The sequence below is a fragment of the Lentibacter sp. genome, from assembly GCF_965657785.1.
GTDB lineage: Bacteria > Pseudomonadota > Alphaproteobacteria > Rhodobacterales > Rhodobacteraceae > Lentibacter.
Window position 1 is genome coordinate 1 of the sequence record NZ_CBFHPP010000001.1, and the last position, 19,660, is coordinate 19,660.

At 59.2% G+C, this 19,660-nt stretch carries 20 protein-coding genes; 5 read left to right on the top strand and 15 right to left on the bottom strand.

What is annotated here, in order from left to right:
* Positions 1-372: 372 nt before the first annotated feature.
* The 8 genes from ACTF58_RS00005 to guaA all read right to left on the bottom strand — a co-directional run bounded on the left by ACTF58_RS00005 (position 373) and on the right by guaA (position 8,240).
* Positions 373-993, bottom strand: coding sequence for a TetR/AcrR family transcriptional regulator (locus ACTF58_RS00005; RefSeq protein WP_438989904.1), 621 nt, complete (start codon positions 991-993; stop codon positions 373-375).
* Positions 986-1,855: a polyphosphate kinase 2 gene (gene ppk2, locus ACTF58_RS00010; protein WP_438989905.1), complete on the bottom strand. Its 870-nt coding sequence runs from the start codon at positions 1,853-1,855 to the stop codon at positions 986-988. Before ppk2 ends, ACTF58_RS00005 begins: the two co-directional genes overlap by 8 nt.
* A gap of 36 nt (positions 1,856-1,891) precedes the next feature.
* Positions 1,892-2,857, bottom strand: coding sequence for an alpha/beta fold hydrolase (locus ACTF58_RS00015; protein WP_438989906.1), 966 nt, complete (start codon positions 2,855-2,857; stop codon positions 1,892-1,894).
* Positions 2,857-3,810, bottom strand: coding sequence for a homoserine O-succinyltransferase (locus tag ACTF58_RS00020; protein ID WP_438989907.1), 954 nt, complete (start codon positions 3,808-3,810; stop codon positions 2,857-2,859). The genes ACTF58_RS00015 and ACTF58_RS00020 overlap by 1 nt, the downstream gene beginning before the upstream one ends.
* 30 nt (positions 3,811-3,840) lie before the next feature.
* On the bottom strand, positions 3,841-4,710 hold the full coding sequence (locus ACTF58_RS00025) for an ATPase (RefSeq protein WP_438989908.1): 870 nt from the start codon (positions 4,708-4,710) through the stop codon (positions 3,841-3,843).
* Between the two features lie 52 nt (positions 4,711-4,762).
* A complete protein-coding gene (locus tag ACTF58_RS00030; RefSeq protein ID WP_438989909.1) occupies positions 4,763-5,674 on the bottom strand; it encodes a DMT family transporter in 912 nt (303 codons plus the stop codon).
* Positions 5,675-5,677: 3 nt separating this feature from the next.
* Positions 5,678-6,580, bottom strand: a complete 903-nt coding sequence (locus ACTF58_RS00035; protein ID WP_438989910.1) for a DMT family transporter — start codon at positions 6,578-6,580, stop codon at positions 5,678-5,680.
* A gap of 88 nt (positions 6,581-6,668) precedes the next feature.
* Complete coding sequence (guaA, locus tag ACTF58_RS00040) at positions 6,669-8,240, bottom strand: glutamine-hydrolyzing GMP synthase (RefSeq protein ID WP_438989911.1); 1,572 nt, start codon at positions 8,238-8,240, stop codon at positions 6,669-6,671.
* Positions 8,241-8,437: 197 nt separating this feature from the next.
* Between guaA and ACTF58_RS00045 the strand changes: the two genes are divergently transcribed.
* Positions 8,438-9,988: a trimethylamine methyltransferase family protein gene (locus ACTF58_RS00045; RefSeq protein WP_438989912.1), complete on the top strand. Its 1,551-nt coding sequence runs from the start codon at positions 8,438-8,440 to the stop codon at positions 9,986-9,988.
* Between the two features lie 54 nt (positions 9,989-10,042).
* Here ACTF58_RS00045 and ACTF58_RS00050 read toward each other — a convergent pair whose 3' ends face one another.
* Positions 10,043-10,354 (bottom strand): DUF6477 family protein, encoded by a 312-nt coding sequence (locus ACTF58_RS00050; RefSeq protein ID WP_438989913.1) that lies wholly within the window; start codon positions 10,352-10,354, stop codon positions 10,043-10,045.
* Positions 10,355-10,567: 213 nt separating this feature from the next.
* Here ACTF58_RS00050 and ACTF58_RS00055 point away from each other — a divergent pair, with 213 nt between their 5' ends.
* Positions 10,568-11,674, top strand: a complete 1,107-nt coding sequence (locus ACTF58_RS00055) for a DUF6456 domain-containing protein (RefSeq protein ID WP_438989914.1) — start codon at positions 10,568-10,570, stop codon at positions 11,672-11,674.
* Between the two features lie 105 nt (positions 11,675-11,779).
* Positions 11,780-12,733, top strand: a complete 954-nt coding sequence (lipA, locus tag ACTF58_RS00060; protein WP_438989915.1) for a lipoyl synthase — start codon at positions 11,780-11,782, stop codon at positions 12,731-12,733.
* A 35-nt stretch (positions 12,734-12,768) separates the two neighbouring features.
* Here the strand turns inward: lipA and ACTF58_RS00065 are convergent, their stop codons facing one another.
* Both ACTF58_RS00065 and hpt read right to left on the bottom strand, forming a co-directional pair.
* On the bottom strand, positions 12,769-13,662 hold the full coding sequence (locus ACTF58_RS00065; protein ID WP_438989916.1) for a c-type cytochrome: 894 nt from the start codon (positions 13,660-13,662) through the stop codon (positions 12,769-12,771).
* Between the two features lie 60 nt (positions 13,663-13,722).
* Complete coding sequence (gene hpt, locus ACTF58_RS00070; RefSeq protein ID WP_438989917.1) at positions 13,723-14,274, bottom strand: hypoxanthine phosphoribosyltransferase; 552 nt, start codon at positions 14,272-14,274, stop codon at positions 13,723-13,725.
* Positions 14,275-14,347: 73 nt separating this feature from the next.
* On the opposite strand from hpt, the gene ACTF58_RS00075 reads away from it, so the two are divergent.
* Complete coding sequence (locus ACTF58_RS00075) at positions 14,348-14,803, top strand: type II toxin-antitoxin system RatA family toxin (RefSeq protein WP_438989918.1); 456 nt, start codon at positions 14,348-14,350, stop codon at positions 14,801-14,803.
* Positions 14,800-16,080: an MmgE/PrpD family protein gene (locus ACTF58_RS00080; RefSeq protein WP_438989919.1), complete on the top strand. Its 1,281-nt coding sequence runs from the start codon at positions 14,800-14,802 to the stop codon at positions 16,078-16,080. The genes ACTF58_RS00075 and ACTF58_RS00080 overlap by 4 nt, the downstream gene beginning before the upstream one ends.
* Before the next feature lie 45 nt (positions 16,081-16,125).
* Here ACTF58_RS00080 and ACTF58_RS00085 read toward each other — a convergent pair whose 3' ends face one another.
* From ACTF58_RS00085 to ACTF58_RS00100, 4 genes are all read right to left on the bottom strand, one after another.
* Positions 16,126-17,304 (bottom strand): ammonium transporter, encoded by a 1,179-nt coding sequence (locus ACTF58_RS00085; protein WP_438989920.1) that lies wholly within the window; start codon positions 17,302-17,304, stop codon positions 16,126-16,128.
* Between the two features lie 142 nt (positions 17,305-17,446).
* Positions 17,447-17,917 carry a CinA family protein gene (locus tag ACTF58_RS00090; protein WP_438989921.1) on the bottom strand — a complete coding sequence of 157 codons (471 nt, stop codon included), beginning with the start codon at positions 17,915-17,917 and terminating at the stop codon, positions 17,447-17,449.
* The gene (locus tag ACTF58_RS00095; protein WP_438989922.1) at positions 17,914-18,411 is read right to left on the bottom strand and encodes a phosphatidylglycerophosphatase A family protein; all 498 of its coding nucleotides are present in this window, start codon (positions 18,409-18,411) and stop codon (positions 17,914-17,916) included. Before ACTF58_RS00095 ends, ACTF58_RS00090 begins: the two co-directional genes overlap by 4 nt.
* Positions 18,408-19,544, bottom strand: a complete 1,137-nt coding sequence (locus ACTF58_RS00100; protein ID WP_438989923.1) for a bifunctional 2-C-methyl-D-erythritol 4-phosphate cytidylyltransferase/2-C-methyl-D-erythritol 2,4-cyclodiphosphate synthase — start codon at positions 19,542-19,544, stop codon at positions 18,408-18,410. Before ACTF58_RS00100 ends, ACTF58_RS00095 begins: the two co-directional genes overlap by 4 nt.
* Positions 19,545-19,660 lie beyond the last annotated feature (116 nt).

Genomic DNA, 19,660 nt, shown 5'->3' on the forward strand with positions numbered 1-19,660 from the left:
AGCTTTACGAATATCGGATATGGAACGGGGCTGCTCTTCGGAGTGGCCCTTTTTCTTTATGCGAGGTGTTTCGGCTGGTGCCGACCTGCTGGGGGGCCAGCCCCCCAGACCCCCCGGGATATTTCGGGAAAGAGGAATAACATAATATTAACCAACTTGGGCGATCATCCTCTTGCGGTACAGGCGGGGACGCCGATGACCGTGAAAGGGGAAGCATGGCTTCTCTGGGGGAGGTGGCTTGTCCGCCTCTCCTGTTTCCTCTTTCTGAAAATATCCTGGGGGTCTGGGGGCAAAGCCCCCAGTTGAAACGGGGTCTGGGGGCGAAGCCCCCAGCGGAGCGTCGCCGAAGGCGGCGCAATCACTCTTGTGAACTCATTGGTCAGATTGGATTAATCCAAGGCCTCTCAAATAGACACCGATGCCTGATTCCAGCAGGTCTTCGGGCGAAAACGGGCTTTGTGTTCCCGGGGAGTTGCGTGCGAAGAGTTCGACGACGCCGTGGCTCATCGCCCAAATATGGGCTGAGAACATCGATGCGGGCGGGCGTTTTTCGGCGGGAATGTGTTGGCTGAGGTCTGTGGCGGCTGTTTCGAGCACAGCGCGGGCGCGGGCGGCGGCTGTGGCCAGCTCTGCTGTGCGGTTGACCGAGATACCGCTTTCAAACATCGCGATATAGTGGCCCGGGTATTTGCGGGCAAAGGCCAGATAGGCGCGTCCTGTGGCTTCAAAGGCGGCGAGGGCGGAGGGCTGTCCTGTGTCATAGGCATATTGCATGAGGTCGGCAAATATCTCGTATCCCTGCCGTGCGGCTTCGGCGATCAGGTCTTCGCGGCCTTCAAAGTGGCGATAGACCGCAGCGGGCGTGACGCCAGCGGCTTTGGCGGCTTCGGAGAGGGTAAAGCCTGTCGGGCCTCTGACTTCGATCAGCTGTAGGGCAGAGTCGACCAGGGCCTGGCGCAGGTTGCCATGATGATAGCCGCGTTTTTTAGGCATCCCAGATCTCTGGGCCTGCGCAGACGAGCGGGTCGATTGCGCCGAGGGCTTTTGTATCTTTGCGGTCATAGTTGATTTGGGTGAGCACGGCGCGAATGGCGTTAAGGCGGGCGCGGCGTTTGTCGTCAGAGCGCAGGATGGTCCAAGGGGCCTCGCCCGTATGGGTGCGGGTCAGGGTTTCGCGGATGGCGGTTGAGTAATTCTCCCATTTTTTCAGGCCTTCGACGTCGATCCAGCTGAGTTTCCAGTGTTTGAGCGGGTCGCTTTCGCGGCCTAGAAAGCGGCGCAATTGTTCGGCGCGGCCAACATTGAGCCAGAGTTTGACGAGGTGGATGCCTTCTTCAACCAGCATCTGTTCAAAGGCGGGGGTTTGGGCGAAGAAATGCTCTCTTTGGTCTTTTGTGCAAAAGCCGAAGACATCTTCGACGACGCCGCGATTATACCAGCTGCGATCATAGAGCACGATTTCGCCGCCGGAGGGCAAGTGCTCGATGTAGCGCTGGAAATACCATTCGGTTTGCTCTTTTTCTGTTGGCTTGGACAGGGCAACAACCCGTGCGCCGCGTGGATTGAGATTTTCGCGGAAGCGTTTGATTGTGCCGCCTTTGCCAGAGGCATCACGGCCCTCAAACACGATTGCGATCCGCGCCCCTGTGGCTTTGGCCCATGTCTGGAGTTTGACCAGTTCTATTTGCAGGTTGGCCATGTCTTTTTCATAGGCTTTGCGCGGCATCCGATCTGAATAGGGGTAGGTCGGGCTGAGGATATCGCCCTTTTCGGCGCGCCTGATGGCGCTGCGGATGGCCTCGGGGGCGTCCTGTTCAAAATAGGTGGTGATTGCACCATCAAAGGGCAGCTCCATGCGGGCCTCCTAACTCGTTTTGACCACTATGGCGGCTTAGGGCGCGGGGCGCAATCCTGCGCGGCTGGCGGCGCGGTGAATGGCGGCGAGGGTCTCGGTCTCGGCGCTGTGCTGGATCATATGGCCGTGGCCTTTCGCCGAAGTGAGTGTGGCGTTGGGCAGGTCTTGTAGCAAGGGTTCGGCGTGTATCTTCAGGCCCACTGTGATGTCATTGGTGCCGTGGAGGATTTCCACGGGGAGGCTGATTTCGGGATAGAGCGGGACCATCTCCTTGATTTCGCTCAAGAGATTGGCACGCTGGTGGGATGTGGCCCGCATCGAGGCGTGGCGCAGCGAGAGCTTGGGGCCGAAATAGTCAAAGTAGCCCTCTGGCACAGGGTCGGGGGCAAAGACTTTTGTGAGCGTCGCTTCGATATAGGATTCGGAGATGACTGCGGGCAGGAGCGGCAGAAAGAGCGAGCCGAGGAGCGGACTTGAGCCTGCGCGGTAGAGCGGGTCAAGGGGGGTTGCCCAGGGATGGGAGGGCGTGGCGAGCAGGACGAGCGCCGAGAGGCTCTCGGGAGCATAGGCCGCCCACGCGAGCGCGACAGAGCCGCCATAGGAATGGCCCAAAACGATCGGGCTCTTGGCCCCCATGGCCTTTACAGCTTCTGCAATTTGGGAGGCTTGGGCGCGCAGGCTGTCGCCCTTTGGGCCAAGCGCGGCGCTATAGCCAAGGCCCGGACGGTCGACCATAAAAACGCGGTAGTGCGGCGCAAGCTTGGCCGCCAGTGAAAAGCTCATGTCGCGGGTGTGGCCGTTGGAGCCGTGAATCAGCACAAGATCAGGGCCATCTGGCGCGCCTGTCACAACCACGTGCACGGCGGCGCCATTGATGATCTCGATCTCGCCACGGGGCGGGGTGGCGGCTTCGGCGGCGCGCTCGGCCCGTTGGGCGAGGAGCCAGAGTGCCAGCCAGACGAGCGCCAGCACGACAAGGCTATAGAGCGCCAGTTTGAGCATCAGCCGCGCAGATCGGTGCTTTCGAGACCGATCTTTTCAATGTCAAACGGCGTGGTTTCGTAGATTTCGGAAATCCAGTTGCCATAGAGGAGATGGGCATGGCTGCGCCAGCGGTTGAGCGGGGTTTTGCTCGGATCATCGGCGGGAAAATAGCCCACTGGCAGCTGGATGTTGGCGCCTTCAATCTGGTTTTGCGCGAGGTCGCGGGCGTATTCCTCGCCCAGCGTGCCGCTGTCATATTCCAGATGATTGAAGACATAGAGTGCGCGGCGCGCGGGGTCTTCGACCAGCGCGGGGCCCACATCTTCGGAATGCAGCAGCACGGTGAGACCTGCCGCTTCGATCTCGTCGCGGCGCATTTCTGTCCAGCGGCTCACTGGCATAACAAAGTCATCGGAAAACCCTCTTAAAAGAGTGCTTTGCGGAGCGAAGTTGAGGTGGCGGTAGCAGCCAAAAAGCTTGTGGTCGAGCAGGTGCTTTTTGACACCATGGAAATAGCCAAGCATGGCCATGCCGCCCCAGCAGACGCCGAATGTGTTGTGAACATGGGTTTGGGTCCAGTCAAAAACACGGGTCAGCTCGTCCCAATAGGTGACCTCTTCAAAGGGCAAATGCTCGATCGGGGCACCTGTGATGATCAGCCCGTCAAACTTTTCGCCAGAGGCGGCGACCTCTTCAAAGGAGCGGTAGAACTCTTCGAGGTGCTCTGCGGCTGTGTTGCGAGCCTGATGTTCGGACATACGAATGAGCGACAGCTCGATCTGCAAGGGCGTTGCGCCAATGAGGCGGGCAAACTGGTTTTCTGTTTGGATCTTTTTGGGCATCAGATTGAGCAGGCCGATCCGCAAGGGGCGGATGTCCTGACGGCTGGCCTCATCTTCGCCCATCACCATCACACCCTCGCGGCTGAGCACGGAGTAGGCGGGCAAATGGGAGGGCAGTTTGATCGGCATGGGCTTGGCCTTCTGTTGGGGAGAGCTGATTTAGGACGCTTTGGCGCGGGCCTCAAGGGCGGCCGTTACGACAGCGTCAAAATCAGCCGCGTCGCGGACTGTGGCGATATCGGTGGCCTCGACTGTGATGCCCCATTTGGACATGGCTTCATAGCGCGGCTGGCGGTGCGCGAGGGCGCGTGCGTAGGTGTAGCGGATGAAGCTATCAGGATCAACTTCATCTTCTGAGCATTTGTTTTCGCTTAGGTATTCGCTCCAGACGCGGGCCAGAAAGGCGGGCTGGTAGGCCATAGGCTTGGGCGCGCGATCAAAGCGGCGGATCAGCTCTTCGGTATGGGCCTCAGAGCCTTTGAGCCAGATCATCAGGGTGTTCTCACTCAGGGTTTTCATCAGCTCGTCTTCAGGATTGGACGGATCGGCCCATTCGCAGACAGAGCCACCTGTGTCGCAGATGAAATGCGGATAACCATAGAGCGCCTCGGCGCGGTCGATAAAATAGGGTGTATCCAACAGGGCCGCGATTTCGGCGCGGCGGAATTGCTCCTGGCGGGCGCTGTAGTGCGCCATGCTCATGCCGCCTTTGGCCACGGCCCCGGGCTTGCCGAGATAGGAGGAGACGGCGGCGAGATTTCCGAAGGTGATGTTTGATCCTATGTATATGGAATCGCTCATTAAAAGCTCACGCAAGAACGGCACTTTCATGGCCTCGCGCTTGGCGTTATCGGCGATATATTCGCCCATGTAGCGGGTGCCGATGCGGTAATCGATCGAGTAGTGAAACCAGTCACCTGTTTCGCGTAGCGCATTGGCCACATGGGTTTTGCCAAGGCCCGACATCCCGAAAAAGAGGGCTTTTTTCTGGGGGGCGTCCTGCCAGCTTCTGGCTGTTGGATAGATCATGCTTGGCCTCATTCTTCACGCCTCACTGGAGTAAAGCGGCTGTGCGGCGGGGTCAAACTCTATTGCGGATCAAGGCCCAGAGCCGACCATCGAGAATAAGCAGGCCAAGCGCGAGGATCCCGAAGCCAAAGAGCGCCCTCGGGTGCAACGCCTCGCCCAAGACAGCCCAACCGAGGAGAATTGCGATGGGCGGCATCAGCAGGGTGACAAGCATAAGATTGCCCGAGCCAGCCATCGCCAGAACGCGATAATAGAGCAGATAGGCCAGCACTGTGGCCGCGAGCGCATAATAGGCGATGGCGGCCAGCGTTTCGACGCGCAAGGCAAGCGTGAGCGGGCCTTCAAAGTGCCAGGCCAGCGGAACCATGATCAGCATCGTGGCTGTGAGCATTCCTGCGGCGGCGACAAGCGGGGGCAGGCCCGCCAGATGCTTGCGCGCCCAAACACCTGCAAAGGCATAAGACACTGTCGCCGCCAGAACGGCGAGCTGTGCCAGCGAACGGATGTCAAAGTCGCGTAGGTTTTCAAGGCCGATGGCTGTGGCCACGCCGAAAAAGCCGATGCAAACGCCCGCAAGCTTCTGGGCTGTGAGGCGCTCGTCGGCCAGAAAGAGGCTGGCGACGAGCACGCCGAAAATCGCTGTGGCGCTGTTGAGAATGGCCGTGAGGCCGCTTTCGATATGAAGTTGTGACCAGTTGAGCAGAGTGAAGGGGATGACGTTGTTGAGCAGCCCCATGACGAGGAATGCACCCCAGACGGGCCAAGCGCGCGGCAGCGACAAGCGCCGCGCAAAGACGAGGCCCCAAAGCACGAAAGAGGCCCAGAGCGCGCGATGCGCAACCGTGGAGAGCACGCCCACTTCGTTCAGGGCGAGCCGCACGGAAAGAAAGACGCCGCCCCAGATCAGAGCCAGCAGCAAAAGCTCGGCCCATGTGCGCGGCGAGAGAGATTTTTGATCTGTCATGGCCTAGCTCTGGCGTGCTTTTGCGTGCGTCACGACCCGTTTCTTGCGGGTTTCGCTCCAGATGTTGAAATAATTGCCAGCAAAGATCAGCAGAGCGCCGGCAAAGACCCAAAGATCAAGCGCTTCGGCATAAAAGCCCCAGCCGATCAGGGCGATGACAGGCAGGCGCACAAAATCGATTGGCACAACCACGGTTGCGGGTGCAAGGCTGAGTGCAGTGGTGAGGCAGAAATGCGCCAGAAGCCCCGCGCAGCCGATCAGCATAAGCCAAGGCGCAGTGACGGGAGAGGGCAGGGCGATGTCGCCGTCAAACCCTGCGGCCAGAACACCGAAGACGGCTTGCATGGCGGTCAGATAAAACAAAATACAGGTGATTTTTTCGCTGCGGGTGAGCCGCTTTGTTAGGATGATTGTAATGGCAAAGCAGATCGCGGCGAGCGAGGCTGTGATCACGCCAATACCGACGGTTTCGCCAAAGGGGCGGGCCACAATAAGAATACCCGCAAAGCCCATCAGCGCGGCAAGCACGCGGGTTCGGGTCATGCGTTCGCCCAAAACAAAGGGAGACAAGACCAGAACCCAGATTGGCGAAGTGAACTCCAAAGCAAACACCTGCGCCAGAGGAATGACAGTGAGTGCAAAGAACCATAGATTCTGTCCGCTGAAATGGGCAATATTGCGGATAAGATGCGTGCCCATGTGGCGGCGGGTGATGTCGCCAAGATGGCCGCGTGCACGGGCAACAGCGACCACGATCACCAACCCGATCAAGCTGCGGTAGAGCATGATTTCAAAGGTATCGAGCTCAAAACTGACCGCCCGCCCCGCCACGGCCATAGCGGAGAAGGACGCAATCGCTCCGATCATCCAAAGCGCAGCGCGCAGGGTTTGGGGGGCTTCGCTCATGTCTTTCTTTTTGCGATAAATATCCCAGGGGGTCTGGGGGACAGCGTCCCCCAGCGGGTCGGCTTGGCGCAAGCCAAGGCGAAACCCCTCATTCCCACTCGATCGTGCCGGGCGGTTTGGATGTCACATCATAGGTCACACGGTTGATGCCCTTGACCTCATTGATGATCCGCGTGGCGGTTTCGCCGAGGAACTCATGCGTGAACGGGTAGTAATCGGCCGTCATACCATCCACAGAGGTCACAGCCCGCAAGGCGCAGGCAAAATCATAGGTCCGCCCGTCGCCCATCACACCGACGGTGCGCACCGGCAGGATCGCGACGAAGGCTTGCCAGATCTCGTCGTAAAGCCCGTGTTTGCGGATCTGATCGATATAGACCGCATCGGCTTTGCGCAAAATTTCGAGTTTTTCGCGGGTGATCTCGCCAGGGCAGCGGATCGCGAGGCCAGGGCCGGGGAAGGGGTGTCGGCCGATGAAGCTGTCGGGCAGGCCAAGCTCGCGGCCAAGCTCGCGCACCTCGTCTTTGAAGAGCCCACGCAGGGGCTCGACGAGTTTGAGGCCCATCTTCTCGGGCAGGCCGCCGACGTTGTGGTGCGACTTGATCGTCACAGACGGGCCGCCAGAGAAGCTCACGCTTTCGATCACGTCTGGGTAGAGCGTGCCTTGGGCGAGGAACTCGGCGCCCTCGATGGTGTCGGCGTATTTCTGGAACACGTCGATGAAAAGGCCCCCGATGATTTTGCGCTTGGTTTCGGGGTCAGACTGGCCTTCCAGCTTACCAAGGAAAAGCTCGGTTTCATCGGCGTGAATGAGGTTGAGATTGTAGTTCTCGCGGAACATCTTGGTGACTTCTTCGGCTTCGTTGAGGCGCAGAAGGCCGTGATCGACAAACACACAGGTGAGCTGCTCGCCGATGGCTTCGTGCAAAAGAAGGCCAGTCACCGAGCTGTCAACGCCGCCCGAGAGCGCGCAGATCACCTGCTTGTCGCCGACTTGCTCGCGGATCAGGCGGATCATTTCTTCGCGGTAGGCGCCCATGGTCCAGTCGCCTGAGAAGCCTGCGAGCTTTACGAAGTTTTCATAAAGCGTTTTGCCATTCGGGGTGTGGTGCACCTCGGGGTGGAACTGCACAGCAAAGAAGTTACGCGCAAGGTCCGCTGTCATGGCAAAAGGCGCGCCGGGGGAGGTGCCGAGCACTTCAAAGCCCGGGGCGATTTCGCTGACATGGTCGCCGTGGCTCATCCAGACCTGTTCGCGCCCCGAGCCGTCCATGAACCAGCCGTTGATGAAGGCGTCACTTGTCCCTGTCGGGCTGACCCATGCGCGGCCAAATTCTGCCGTGGCATTTTCACCGGCTTCAACTTTTCCGCCAAGATCATGCATCATGACTTGCTGACCATAGCAGATCCCGAGAATGGGCACACCAAGCGTATAGGCGCTTTGGGGCGGGCGCGGCGAGCCGTCGCGCATCACGGAATCAGGGCCGCCCGAGAAGATGATCGCCTTGGGCGAAAGCTCGGTCAGAAAAGCGTCTGTGACGTTCTGGTAGGGATGAATTTCGCAGTAGACATTCAGCTCGCGCAAACGGCGCGCAATAAGCTGTGTGACTTGGCTGCCAAAGTCGATGATCAGGAGGGTTTCATGCGATATATCTGTCATGATTTGGCTCTAGGGCAGAGTGCGGCGAAGGTCAATTCCCAGGGCTATAAGAAAGCGCTATGGTCTGTTGTTTTATGCAGACAGGGCGGGCAATGTCGCTTTTTCCTGCCAAGGGGCGCAAAAGCGCTGCGGGTGGGCGCGGGCGCGGGCTATTGAGAAGCAGATTTTTCCTGTGTTCCAGAATCAAGGATAGCCCAATGACCGAGGCAACAGCAGTACGCAAACGTGGACGCGGAGCAGGCGGCGGCGCAGCGCGCCGTGCCGAGCGCAGCGCCGTTTCTTTTGAAACAGCCAAATATATCGAGCGCAACATTCCAAATTTTGAAGTGCTCAATGAAGAAGCGCTTCAGATCATTGAAGCCAATGCCGAAACCATTCTGGAAGAAGTCGGGGTCAACTTCGTTGACAATCCCGCTGCGCTCCAGCGCTGGCGTGATGCGGGCGCGGATGTTCAGGGCGAGCGGGTCCGCCTGCCCAAGGGGCTTGCGCGCGAGCTGATCAAGACCGCGCCGAGCGAATACACCCAGCACGCGCGCAACCCCGAGCGCAATGTTGTGGTCGGCGGGCGCAACCTCGTTCTGGCGCCCGTCTATGGCCCGCCCTTTGTGCGCGATTCCGCAGGCGGTCGCCGTTATGCGACGATGGATGACTTCAAGAAATTCGTGAAGCTTGGCTATATGTCAAAGTGGCTGCACCATTCGGGCGGCACGGTTTGCGAACCGACAGATATTCCTGTCAACAAACGTCACCTTGATATGTTGCTCGCGCATATGCAGCTCAGCGACAAGCCGTTCATGGGCTCGGTCACCGAGCCAAGCCGCGCGCAGGATTCTGTAGATATGTGCGGCATTCTCTTCGGCAAAGAGTTTGTGCAAGAAAACACGGTCATGACCTCGCTTGTGAACATCAACTCACCGATGACATTTGATGATGTGATGATGGGCGCGCTTGAAGTTTATGCGGCCAACAACCAAGCCTGCATCATCTCGCCCTTTATTGTGGGTGGGGCTATGGCGCCTGTCTCTGTGGCGGGCACTCTGACGCAGGTTTTGGCCGAGGTTCTGGCGGGCGTGGCGTACTCCCAGCTTTGTAAAGCTGGCGCGCCTGTGATTTTCGGGGCTTTTGTAAGCTCGATTGATATGAACTCCGGCGCACCGACCTTTGGCACGCCAGAGGCGAGCCTTGTGACATATGGCGCAGGCCAGCTTGCGCGCCGTTTGGGGCTTCCGTTCCGCTCGGCGGGGTCGTTCTGCGGCTCAAAACTGCCCGACGCGCAGGCCGCCTATGAGACGGCCAACTCGCTCAATATGGGCCTGCTGTCGGGGGTCAACTTCATGCTTCATTCCTGCGGCTGGCTTGAGGGCGGTCTTGTGGCTGACTTTGAGAAGTTTGTCATGGATGCCGACCAGCTTGGCACATTGCACCAACTCGCAAAGGGCATTGATATGAGCGAGGGGATGCAGGCCATGGACGCGATCCGCGAAGTCGGGCCTGGTGGGCATTATCTGGGCTGTGCGCACACGCAGGCGAACTTCAAGACAGCCTTCTGGAAGTCGGATGTTTTTGACTACAAGCCGTTTGAAACATGGGAAGACGAAGGCGGGCGCGACACACGCCAGCTGGCGACCTCACGGGTTGAGCGGCTGCTGGGGCAATATGAACAGCCCGCGATGGACCCCGCGATCAATGAGGCGCTTGAAGCCTATGTCGCCGAAAAGAAAGCCTCTATGCCTGACGCGTTTATTTAAGGCCGTCTTAAGTGTGAAACGAGGCCTCGCAGGGATGCGGGGCCTTTTTCTTATTTATTCTGCTGGCGTTTGCGGCGCGGCTGCGCGCAAAAGCTGCGCTTCGCCGAGCGTGGCAATCAGAACTTCGATATGGCGCAAGTAGCTGTAGCCCGCTTCATTCTGGCGGCGCTTTTCGTTGAGGCTGTGTTCGATCTCAAGCAGATCTTGCAGCGCCTCACATGACGTCAGCGCTTGGGCGTGGTGGTATTGCCCCAAAGCGCGGGCCAGATGAGAGCTGCGCATATAATGGCGCAGGCCAGCTTCTGCGGCCTTGAGCAAGAGGCCGGGACGGCGCAGGGCTTCAAAACGGGACAGCGGATCTTGCATAATTACCTCACATAAAAAACAGAACTGTGAGGCAGGTTAAACAACCTTAGCGGGTGTTGCGCGGAGCCATGATCGAGCGCACGCAAGGTTTAGGTCTGTTTAGAATTTATCAACAATAGTTTCCAATACGTAAAAATTAACGAATGCGTAACCACACAAGTTTAGGTTGTGGATAACCTGTGGGGAAGCCTGTGGATAACGTGAGGATATTGGATGACTGTCATACGCTTTGAACTGGCTGAGACGGAGCGCTTCGGGGCTGGACACGGCCGATGGCCAAAGTGGTTCCCCAGCTCGGCGCTCGCCTATCTGGCGCATACAGAACTGGGCATGTCGATCAGGGCCTTGAGCCGTTTGAGCCAATGCCACCCCTCTACAATCTCACGACAAATCAGCCGCTGGGAACGCTTGCGCGACGAGAGCCTGATTGATGAGGCGTTCAGCAGTTTGACTGTGAAGCCTTGCACAAAAGCCCCCTGCACGACCTTAAAGGAGCCTGCCTTGATCCATGTAATGCCCGCTGAAAGCCCCTGTTTGCCTGATGATGAGACGTTTGCGGCCGAGGCGCGGCGTATTTTGCGCCGTTTGAGCGAGCCGGGGGCCGTTCTGGCGCTGGCGAGTGATATGGAAAAGGGCGTTGTTGTCAGAGAGACGGAGGCGGGAACCACCACGCGCACGGCTGTTGTGGAGCGCGCCTTGGCACAGGCTTTGGCTGTGAAAGACTGGATTGCCTGTGCCACTGAGGGGCGGATTTCGCGCTATCGCATCACATCGGCGGGGCGCGTGGCATTGGGCGGGCTATTGGCGGAGAGTGAAAACCGCGCGCGGGGCTTTGCGGAGGGGCAAATGCGCTTTGACGCCAGCGGCGCAAAATCGCTGCGGCGGCGCAGCACTTTGGGCGAAACGCCTTTGATGATCCTGTCACGGCGGCGTGAAAAGGATGGTAGCCTGTTTCTTCAGGCGGCACAGGTCAGTGCGGGAGAGCGGCTGCGCGAGGATTATGAACTGGCCCAGATGGCATCCGGCGCAAGCTATGATTGGGAGGCGCTATTGGCGCATGAAACCCTGCCTGCACGGCGCAAGACCCAGCCCTTGAGTGCGGAGGCGGCGGCGGATCGGGTGGCCTCGGCGCTGCTTTTGTTAGGGCCGGGGCTGGGAGATGTGGCGCTGCGCTGTTGTTGCCAGCTGGAAGGGGTGGAAACGGCGGAAAAGGCGCTCGGCTGGTCGGCGCGCTCGGGCAAGATTGTCTTGCGGATCGCTTTGGAGCGACTTGCGCGGTATTACGCAAGCCTTGGGGAAGGCACAAAGATGATCGGGTGAGGTCTTCACGCTATGCGCTGCGGGCAGAGCAGCGTGCCGCGCTTCCTGCGTGACAGGGGCCCGTGTTTTGGCTATGGGTGGGCGAACTGTGAAGGAAGCTCTCTCATGCGTGATCTGAAGATACCCGAACAACGCCACCCCGAGAAGGCGCGCAAGCCCGACAACGCCCAGCCGCGCAAGCCAAGCTGGATCAGGGTCAAAGCGCCCCAAGGCGACGGTTATAAAAAAACCCATGAGATCATGCGCGAGCACAAGCTGACCACGGTTTGCGAAGAGGCCGCGTGCCCCAATGCGGGCGAATGCTGGAGCCAAGGCCACGCCACCATGATGATTATGGGCGAGGTCTGCACGCGGGCCTGCTCGTTTTGTAATATTGCGACAGGAAAGCCGCCTGAAGATCTTGACCCGTTTGAGCCGGGTCGTGTGGCCAATGCTGTCGAAAAGCTTGGGCTGAACCATGTGGTGATCACTTCGGTTGACCGTGATGATGTGGAAGATGGCGGGGCCGAGCATTTTGCCCAGACCATTCGCGCCATTCGTCACCGTTCGCCCACAACCACGATCGAGATCTTGACGCCTGATTTTTTAAAGTGTGATCCCAGTGTTTTGGAGATCGTTGTTGAGGCTAAACCAGATGTTTTCAACCACAATCTTGAGACTGTTCCCGGGCTGTATCCCGAAGTGCGCCCCGGCGCGCGGTATTTTCATTCGCTGCGGCTTTTGCAGCGGGTGAAAGAGCTTGATCCTTCGATTTTCACCAAATCGGGCATTATGGTCGGTCTTGGGGAAGACAAGCAATCTGTGATGCAGGTGATGGATGATATGCGCGCGGCGGATATCGACTTTCTCACCATCGGGCAATATTTGCAGCCGACGCCAAAGCACCAGACGCTTGACCGCTTTGTGCATCCTGACGAATTCAAGGCCTATGAAACGGCGGCCTATGGCAAGGGCTTCTTGATGGTTTCGGCAACGCCTCTGACGCGCTCAAGCTACCATGCAGGCGACGATTTCGCGCGGCTGAGAGACGCACGCGAAAAGAAACTTGCGCAGGGCTGAAGCGCATTTTCATGGGCGTGATTTGTCTCTTTGCCTCAGGGTAAAGTCGCGAGATAGGCGGCGATTGCGGCGCGGTCAGATGCGGGGAGTTTGGCTGTGTTTTCGATGACGGCGGCCATATGACCGCCTGCGCTGTCAAAATCGGGGGTGAAGCCTGTTTCAAGGTAATAAATGATGTCTTTTTCGCTCCAGTCCAGCGCGTTGATCGCGGGGATGCGGCCTGTGCCCGAGGGGGTGGCGGCGCCTGAGAGCCATTGGTCATTGAGCGGCGCACCGAGAGGATTGCGCGGGGTGTGGCATTCGCCGCAATGGCCCAAAGCCTCGACAAGGTAGCGCCCACGCTGAAGCGGCGCGCTCTCAAGCGGCACGGAGGCGACCCAGTACTCCTCCAGAAACACCCGCTTCCAGAGGCCAAGGCCACGGCGGATATTGAAGGGAAAGCCGACCTCGTGGCGCTGGTTTGGGCTATCTGAAGCGGGGAGCGTTTGCAGGTAGGCGTGCAGGTGGGCGAGGTCTTGGAGACCGTCGCCTCTGAGTTTCATGCGGACATAAGAGCCGTAAGGAAAGGCAGGGTAGTAATGCTGGCCTTCGGGCGATGTGCCAAAGAGCATTGCGTTTGCAAGATCGGTTTTGCTCCAGCCGCCGATCCCATGGGTGGGATCGGGGGAGATATTGGGCGCGATGAAGGTTCCGAACGGCGAAGCAAAGCGCATCCCGCCTGCGAGCAGGCGTTTATCTTCGCTTGTTGCGTCGGGTGCGGCATGGCAGGAGGCGCAGCCCGCGGCATGAAACACCGCTTCGCCGGCACTGGCGTCACCGATAAATCCTGCGAGGGCGGACTCGGGGAGCTGTTTGGGCTTGCTGAGCTGCCAGAAGGCAAAAGCAGAAACCAGCCCGACGGCGAGGACACGGATAAAGAGACGGCGCATGACACTCATTCCTCTAACATGGTGTCAGGCAGGATAGAGGGCCTATGGCACAAGTAAACCCTAGGCGTCACCCTCGGCCAGAAAGCGCACGCAGCCGATAAAGGGCAGGTTGCGGTTGCGTTGAGCAAAGTCGATCCCGTAGCCGACCACGAATTCGTCGGGGATTTCAAATCCGATCCAGTCGGCCTTAACGCCTGTTTCGCGGCGCGTGGGCTTGTCGAGCAGCGCAATCGTGCGCAGTTTGCGCGGTTTGCGGCTTTTTAGCAGGTGCAACACGTGCTCCAGCGTGTAGCCGGTATCGACGATATCTTCGACCACCAGCACATCACGGCCTTCGATCTGGCCGCGAATGTCTTTGAGGATCCGCACTTCGCGCGAGCTTTCCATACTGTCGCCATAGGAGCTGGCCTCGAGGAAATCGACCTCGACGGCAAGATCAAGCTCGCGCACGAGATCGGCGATGAAGACAAACGAGCCGCGAAGAAGGCCCACGACGACCAGCTTGTCTGTGTCGTGAAACTCTTTTTTGATGGCGCGGCTCAGCTCTTCGATCCGCGCCGCAATGGCCTTGGCCGAGATAAGTTCGTCGATGACATATGGACGCTCTGGCATGGTTCCCCCTTGAATTCCGCGCGCTACCATACGAAATGGGGGGCCACTGTAAACGCGAAACTTGAGAGGCCTCATGCCCAAGCACGAAGAGACGCGGGTTTTGCCCTATAGCCCTGAGCAAATGTATCAGCTTGTGGGCGATGTCGCGCGCTACCCCGAGTTTTTGCCGTGGTGTTCGGCGGCGCGGGTGCGCTCTGTGACGCCGATTGACGGCGGCGAAGAGATGCTGGCTGATCTGGTGATCGGGTTTCAGGTCTTTCGCGAGCGTTTTGGCAGCCGTGTGCGGATGTTTGAGGCGCAAGCTGGCGTGCCCGCACGGCTCGAAACCGAATATCTCGATGGACCGTTCAAATATATGCGCTCTAACTGGTTTTTTGCGCAGACGGATGGCGGCTGTGAAGTGCGTTTTGATGTGGATTTCGAGTTTAAGAACTTCTTGTTGCAGAAGGCGGGTGGGCTGTTCTTTTATGAGGCGATGCAGCGGATTGTGAAGGCCTTTGAGGCCCGTGCAAAGGAACTCTACGGATGAACGCATTTGAGACATTGGCGGCGTTCTATGAAACGCAGCGAGAGGCGGAGTTGCCTTGCTCGGCGACGGATGTAATGCGTCTTTGTCTGCTGGATTGGTTGATCGTGAGCCGCGCGGCCAAGGGAGACGCCGTGGCCGAGAGCGCTTTGGCCTATGCGGCTGGGCAGGGCGAGGCCTCGCTGTTCTTTGGGGGCGGGGCGAGTGCGCGGATGGCGGCGCTTGCGAACGGCACTGTGAGCCATGCGCTTGATTATGATGATACGCATTTTGCCCATATCGGTCATGTGAGCACTGTTGTTATCCCTGCCGCTCTGGCGATGGGCGAGGCGCGTGGCGCGTCGTTTGAGACGATTTTACGCGCGGCTTTGATGGGCGCCGAGGCGGCGACGCGCTTTGGGGTTTGGCTCGGTCGGGAGCACTATCAGATTGGCTATCACCAGACCGCAACGGCTGGTGCAATCGGTGCGGCTCTTGCGGCGAGTGTGGCGGCGGGGCACAGGGACGTGCGCGCCGCCTTGAGCAATGCTTGCGGCTTTGCGGCGGGGCTAAAGGCGCAGTTTGGCACGGGGATGAAGCCTGTGAATGCGGGTATGGCGGCGGCCAATGGTGTCGAAGCTGTCTTGATGGCTGAAGCGGGGCTGGCGGGCTCTGAGACTGTATTTGAAGCCTTTGCGGCGACCCATCATGGCCTCAAGGACACCGCAGCTTGGGACGAGATTGGCGAGGCCTGGCTTTTTGAGGCGGTGACCCATAAGTTTTATCCTTGCTGCCATGGCACCCACGCCATGATCGAGGCGCTGCGCGACGCTTTGCAGCGGATGCCTTCGTCTGAGCGGACCCTTGAGCGGATAACGGTGCGCACCCATCCACGCTGGATGAGCGTATGCAACAAGCCAAGTGTGAAGGATGCGCTGGAGGCAAAGTTTTCATACCGCGCTTTAGCGGCGCTTTTGGTGCAGACTGGCGGCGCTGCGGTTGATGAGGCGGGCTTGCAGAGCCTCTTTCCGATGCGCGAGAGCACGGGGGCTTTGATGGCCTCGGTTGAGGTGATTGCCGATGAGGCGGTGAGTGAGGAGGCGTCGCGCGTGACGCTTGAGGCGGGCGGTGCAAGTGCTCAGGCGGAGCATGATTTGCGCGCGCCAATGAGTTTTGAGGCGCGACTTGAGAAGCTATTGGCCAAGGGCGAGGGTGTTTTGCCCAAGGGAGAGGCTGCGCGTTATTGGGATGTTGTGCAGAGCGCAGATGTCACCGCGCTTTTGTCTCTTATCACAGAATAGCACGCTGAATGGAGAACGGGCGCCCCGAAGAGCGCCCGTTTGACTTTAGGAGGTGTGGTCATAAGCGCGTTCGCCGTGGACCGCGAGATCAAGCCCGTTGACCTCTGTTTCCTGATCGACACGCAGAGGTGTTATGAGCGCGCAGAGCTTGAGCAGAGCGTAGCTCACCACGACTGTAAACACACCAACAATGGCAAGGCTTCCGAGCTGTGCGGCCCATGAGCCAGCGCCGAAGGCAGCGATCATGATCGTGCCGAAGATACCACCGACACCGTGAACGGCAAAGACATCGAGCGTGTCGTCGATCTTGAGCTTGTGACGAATGAGCGTCACGGCCTCTTGGCAAAGCACACCCGCGACAGCGCCGATCAAAAGGGCTTCGACGGGGCCAACAAAGCCGGAGGCGGGTGTGATGCTGGCAAGGCCTGCGATTGTGCCTGTGACGATGCCGACGAGAGAAGATTTACCGTATTTGATGCGCTCCCAGAGCGCCCATGTGAGTGAGGCGGTTGCGGCCGAGATATGTGTGACGGTGAGCGCCATGGCCGCTCCACCATCGGCGGCGAGCTGGGAGCCGCCATTAAAGCCGAACCAACCAACCCAGAGCATGGCGGCGCCGATAAAGACATAGCCCGGATTGTGCGGCGGCGTGGTTGCATTGCGCCGTGGTCCAAGCGCCACGGCGATCACCAGGGCCGCAAGGCCCGCTGTTTCATGCACAACGATCCCCCCTGCAAAGTCACGCACGCCTGTTTCGCCAAAAATGCCACCATCAGAGAGAAAGCCGCCGCCCCAAATCCAAGATACGACGGGCGCGTAACAGAGCAACATCCAGAGGCCGGAGAAGAGAAGCACAAAGCCAAAGCCGATACGTTCGACATATGCGCCAACGATAAGGGCCGGGGTGATGATCGCGAAGGTCATCTGGAAGGCGAAGAAAAGAACTTCCGGCAAGCTGCCTGAGAGGCTGTCGGCATCAACGCCCCAGAGGAAGGCTTTGCCGAGGCCGCCCCAGTAGGCATTGGCCCCGCCAAAGGCGATGGAATAGCCCACGGCCAGCCAGAGCACGCTCATGAGGCAGGCGATGGCGTAGACCTGCATAAAGACGCTGAGTACGTTGCGGGCGCGCACAAGCCCGCCATAAAAGAGCGCAAGGCCCGGTAGGGACATGAAGAGGACCAGCGCTGTTGCGACGATGATCCAAGCGGTGTCGGCTCCGTTCATTTTATCATTCCTTCGTTGCTTTGAAGTGCTCAAAGCGCAGGCGGAGCGCTGAAAGAAGGGGCACGCGCGCTTAAATCAGAGGCGTTTTGCGTATTGCCTTAATTTTAGGCAAAATTATCGGGCATTGCCTGAAAGCTGTGCGTTATGTGGAAGCGGCCTTCAGCAGCAAGGCAATCGCGTGGGCCGTGGCGGCTTGGCGCACTTCGGCGCGGCCAAGGGGGCCGAACTCGACAGTTTCAAAGTGTGTGGGCTTACCGCGCACTGCAAGGCCAAAGCAGACGCGGCCTTCAGGTTTGTGCTCCGAGCCTCCGGGGCCTGCGATCCCAGTGATCGAGACGGCAAGGGAAGCCGAGGACTGCCTCAGCGCGCCCTCTGCCATTTCTTGGGCGACCTCTTCTGAGACGGCGCCGTGGGTGTCTAATGTATGAGCTTTGACGCCGAGCATCTCGCGCTTGGCGGCATTGGAGTAGGTCACAAATCCGCGCTCAAAAACATCAGAGCTGCCTGCAATATCGGTGAGGGTGGCGGCGACCAGACCGCCTGTGCAGCTCTCGGCTGTGGCAATCGTCAGGCCAGCGGCGCGGGCGACGTCAAGGAGAGCCGAGGCGTTCACATCAACACCCCATGCCAGACAGCGGCCGCGAGGCCCACTGTGAGGGCCGCGGCGACACCTGCGATGATATCATCCAGCATGACGCCAAGTGCATCACCACGCCGATCGGCCCAACCGATGGGGCCAGGCTTGAGGATATCAAAAAAGCGAAAGCCAATGAAGGCCACGAGCCAACCTGGCCAGAGCGCAAGTGCGTCAACGCCTGCGTGGGATGCGCCTATCAGGACAGGCAAAAGCGCGATCCACTGGCCTGCGACTTCGTCCATGACAACTTCTGAGGGGTCGTGATCATCTTGCCCTTCGATCATAATCGCCGTGGCCCACCAGCCTATGAGAAAGGCCGCAAGCGCGCCAAACGCGACCAGCCAGTAGCCGCCGAGCAGATTGAGCGCATAGGCCAAGGGGAGGGCGGCCGCAGAGCCCCAAGTGCCTGAAAAGGGGCGCATATATCCGACGTAGAAGAATGTGCCGGCGAGCCTTGCAAGTGGCTTCATGATGTCACCAATGTTGCGGTTGCGAGGGCGGCTATGCCTTCTTCGCGGCCCGTGAAGCCGAGGCGCTCGGAGGTTGTTGCCTTGACAGAAATGCGGGAGGGGTCCAGCCCCATGATGCGGGATAATTCGGTTTGCATGGCGCTCGCATGAGGGCCTATTTTGGGCTGTTCGCAAATGAGCGTGCAGTCGATATTGCCGATCTCATAGCCCTTGGAACGCGCCAGTGCGCAGGCATGGGCCAGAAAAATATGGCTTGCCGCACCTTTCCATTGCGGATCGCTTGGTGGGAAGTGGCGGCCTATGTCGCCCTCAGCCAGCGCGCCATAAAGTGCATCTGTTATGGCGTGCATCCCGACATCTGCGTCGGAATGGCCCAACAGGGCTTTGTTATGAGGAATAGCGACGCCGCAGAGAACGACCTGATCGCCGTCGGTGAAGGCGTGAACGTCAAATCCGTTGCCAAGCCGTATGTCCATAGTGCCTCTCAAAATGCGCTCGGCGCGGACAAAGTCCTGCGCATGGGTGAGCTTTAGATTGTCTTCATCGCCCAGTGTGATCGTGACATCAAGCCCGGCTGTGCGTGCAATCTCCACATCATCAAGCGCTTCGCCGTCATGGGCGCTGTGGTGGGCGCGGTGCGCGGCAAGGATGGCGGGGAGGGCAAAGCCTTGCGGTGTTTGGGCGCGAAAGAGGCCCTCGCGGCTTTGAGTGCCTGTGACGGCTGCGTCCTGCCCTTGCCAGAGCGCGTCTGTCACAGGCAGCGCAGGCGCGGCGGCCTTGCTTGTTATGAGCGCTTTGATCACGCCAGAAATAACGTCGGGAGAGACACAGGCGCGAGCGGCGTCATGGATCAGAACATGGCTAAAGCCGCGGCCCTCAAGCGCTTCAAGACCTGCGCGGACAGAGGCCGCACGGGTGGACCCACCGTTTACAGCCTCAAGACCTGACGGGAGCTGGCTGTGATCATCGGGGTGCACCACTGCGACAACATGAGAGATGTCGGGGTGCGACAGGAAGGCCTGATACGTCCAGTCAAAGACGCGCTGGCCCGCCAGAATGCGCCACTGTTTTGGCAGCCCCGCACCAGCACGGGTTCCGCGACCAGCTGCGACAAGAATAGCGGCGATCTTCATCATGGATCCTTTCGTTAGGATGTCTTGTAACACCGGCAGGCAGAAGGGCAATGCGATGAAATAACGTGCAATCTGCTTAATTTTTGTGCAATAGCTTTGATGCGCCGAGGTGGGCA

Excerpts from the sequence above, each read along its gene's own strand:
- ACTF58_RS00050 (WP_438989913.1), bottom strand. The coding sequence starts at position 10,354 with ATGCAAGATCCGCTGTCCCGTTTTGAAGCCCTGCGCCGTCCCGGCCTC.
- ACTF58_RS00045 (WP_438989912.1), top strand. The coding sequence starts at position 8,438 with ATGACCGAGGCAACAGCAGTACGCAAACGTGGACGCGGAGCAGGCGGC.
- ACTF58_RS00025 (WP_438989908.1), bottom strand. The coding sequence starts at position 4,710 with ATGATCTATCCAACAGCCAGAAGCTGGCAGGACGCCCCCCAGAAAAAA.
- ACTF58_RS00020 (WP_438989907.1), bottom strand. The coding sequence starts at position 3,810 with ATGCCGATCAAACTGCCCTCCCATTTGCCCGCCTACTCCGTGCTCAGC.
- lipA (WP_438989915.1), top strand. The coding sequence starts at position 11,780 with ATGCGTGATCTGAAGATACCCGAACAACGCCACCCCGAGAAGGCGCGC.
- ACTF58_RS00065 (WP_438989916.1), bottom strand. The coding sequence starts at position 13,662 with ATGCGCCGTCTCTTTATCCGTGTCCTCGCCGTCGGGCTGGTTTCTGCT.
- ACTF58_RS00030 (WP_438989909.1), bottom strand. The coding sequence starts at position 5,674 with ATGACAGATCAAAAATCTCTCTCGCCGCGCACATGGGCCGAGCTTTTG.
- ACTF58_RS00055 (WP_438989914.1), top strand. The coding sequence starts at position 10,568 with ATGACTGTCATACGCTTTGAACTGGCTGAGACGGAGCGCTTCGGGGCT.
- ACTF58_RS00080 (WP_438989919.1), top strand. The coding sequence starts at position 14,800 with ATGAACGCATTTGAGACATTGGCGGCGTTCTATGAAACGCAGCGAGAG.
- ACTF58_RS00035 (WP_438989910.1), bottom strand. The coding sequence starts at position 6,580 with ATGAGCGAAGCCCCCCAAACCCTGCGCGCTGCGCTTTGGATGATCGGA.
- ACTF58_RS00005 (WP_438989904.1), bottom strand. The coding sequence starts at position 993 with ATGCCTAAAAAACGCGGCTATCATCATGGCAACCTGCGCCAGGCCCTG.
- ppk2 (WP_438989905.1), bottom strand. The coding sequence starts at position 1,855 with ATGGAGCTGCCCTTTGATGGTGCAATCACCACCTATTTTGAACAGGAC.
- ACTF58_RS00015 (WP_438989906.1), bottom strand. The coding sequence starts at position 2,857 with ATGCTCAAACTGGCGCTCTATAGCCTTGTCGTGCTGGCGCTCGTCTGG.
- guaA (WP_438989911.1), bottom strand. The coding sequence starts at position 8,240 with ATGACAGATATATCGCATGAAACCCTCCTGATCATCGACTTTGGCAGC.
- ACTF58_RS00100 (WP_438989923.1), bottom strand. The coding sequence starts at position 19,544 with ATGAAGATCGCCGCTATTCTTGTCGCAGCTGGTCGCGGAACCCGTGCT.
- ACTF58_RS00085 (WP_438989920.1), bottom strand. The coding sequence starts at position 17,304 with ATGAACGGAGCCGACACCGCTTGGATCATCGTCGCAACAGCGCTGGTC.
- ACTF58_RS00075 (WP_438989918.1), top strand. The coding sequence starts at position 14,348 with ATGCCCAAGCACGAAGAGACGCGGGTTTTGCCCTATAGCCCTGAGCAA.
- ACTF58_RS00095 (WP_438989922.1), bottom strand. The coding sequence starts at position 18,411 with ATGAAGCCACTTGCAAGGCTCGCCGGCACATTCTTCTACGTCGGATAT.
- hpt (WP_438989917.1), bottom strand. The coding sequence starts at position 14,274 with ATGCCAGAGCGTCCATATGTCATCGACGAACTTATCTCGGCCAAGGCC.